Here is a 1,155-nt window from a genome sequence, read left to right on the forward strand (position 1 = left end):
CAATTTCTTGCAATCCTCGCTACGGACGCTTAAGTCCGACAGGCTGCTAGAAATTTCAGTTAGTTGCAAAAGTTTTTGATGAAAATCGGGGACAATCGCCGTTAAGTCTGAAATGACCTGTTTCCCATCCTGATGACGATATGACAAGCTCAAACCATTGGAGCTTGGGGTCAAACCATCGGAGCTTGGGGCCAAACCATCGGAGCTCGGGGCCAAACTTGGGGACATGAATGCGTATGACTGATTTGCCATTCAACTCAATGACAGAGATATCCTGATTACTCAGCAGATTATCACTGACTTTGGCCGAGTTGAGCGTATTCTATAAGTCACTCATTATCTTGTCTGGCTTGGCAATACCGATAACTGAGAATACTCCGGCAGGCTTTTCTCTGGTGCCCAGAAAAATATCACCTCCCTAAGTATTAGCCATGGCACTGTAGGTTTTCCAGATATCTTTTGGCACTTCTCCCCGACCCTCTTTCCCAGCAGCTAATTTGAACTCAACTTCCAAGCTTTCTTTCAGACTGATGATATCTTCGATAGCAGTAATGGAGCTGGTCATTAAGGCAAAATCCCTGGCTTGAAGGCGTTAGTGTTTAGAACTTGGCAGGAAGTTAAGAATCAGAATATCACGCCTGAAAAAATAGCGCAGAAACAGTTATGGTACCAATGTACATAATATTTAACTGAAGCTAGTTGCGAATTATGGCATATCTTCTCTACCACTCCTTTACCTTCCAGTCAGGGTAAGGGTTATGCTGTGTACAGTTTCCCTCAAAATCAATCTCGTGGAGTAACATCATGAAATCTCTACAGATTCAGCTGGCCCTGTCCGGCGTCAACTGTGCCGGTTGTGTCGGCAAAATTGAAAAGTCTCTGAAAGGTGTGGCTGGTGTGAATACAGCCAGTGTTAACTTTGTAGACAAAACGGCCATGGTCGAAGGCAGTGCCGAACCTTCCTCCCTGATTTCAGCCTTGAAAAACGCTGGATTTGAAGCCGAAGTGATGCCTGGCGACTCTGAACGACAATTCTCTATACCAACGATTCACTGTGCCTCCTGCGTCAGCAAAATTGAGTCGGCTCTTCTGGAGGTTCCGGGCGTTGAGAGCGCGTCGGTCAATCTGGCCGATAAAATCTGCTCTGTTCAGGGT

Annotated in this window: 3 protein-coding genes; 1 reads left to right on the top strand and 2 read right to left on the bottom strand. The window is 46.0% G+C overall.

Annotated features, from left to right (window positions below; all coding sequences use genetic code 11):
• Together KDK19_RS09895 and KDK19_RS09900 are read right to left on the bottom strand one after the other, a co-directional pair.
• Positions 1 to 252: hypothetical protein (locus KDK19_RS09895; protein ID WP_257291846.1), on the bottom strand; the 252-nt coding region annotated here is incomplete at its 3' end.
• Positions 253 to 418: 166 nt separating this feature from the next.
• Positions 419 to 565, bottom strand: coding sequence for a helix-turn-helix domain-containing protein (locus KDK19_RS09900; RefSeq protein ID WP_257291847.1), 147 nt, complete (start codon positions 563 to 565; stop codon positions 419 to 421).
• A gap of 239 nt (positions 566 to 804) precedes the next feature.
• Here KDK19_RS09900 and KDK19_RS09905 point away from each other — a divergent pair.
• Positions 805 to 1,155 (top strand): heavy metal-associated domain-containing protein (locus KDK19_RS09905; RefSeq protein ID WP_257291848.1); only part of this gene is annotated, 351 nt, incomplete at its 3' end.

Source organism: Endozoicomonas sp. ONNA1 (genome assembly GCF_024606325.1).
Taxonomy (GTDB): domain Bacteria; phylum Pseudomonadota; class Gammaproteobacteria; order Pseudomonadales; family Endozoicomonadaceae; genus Endozoicomonas_A.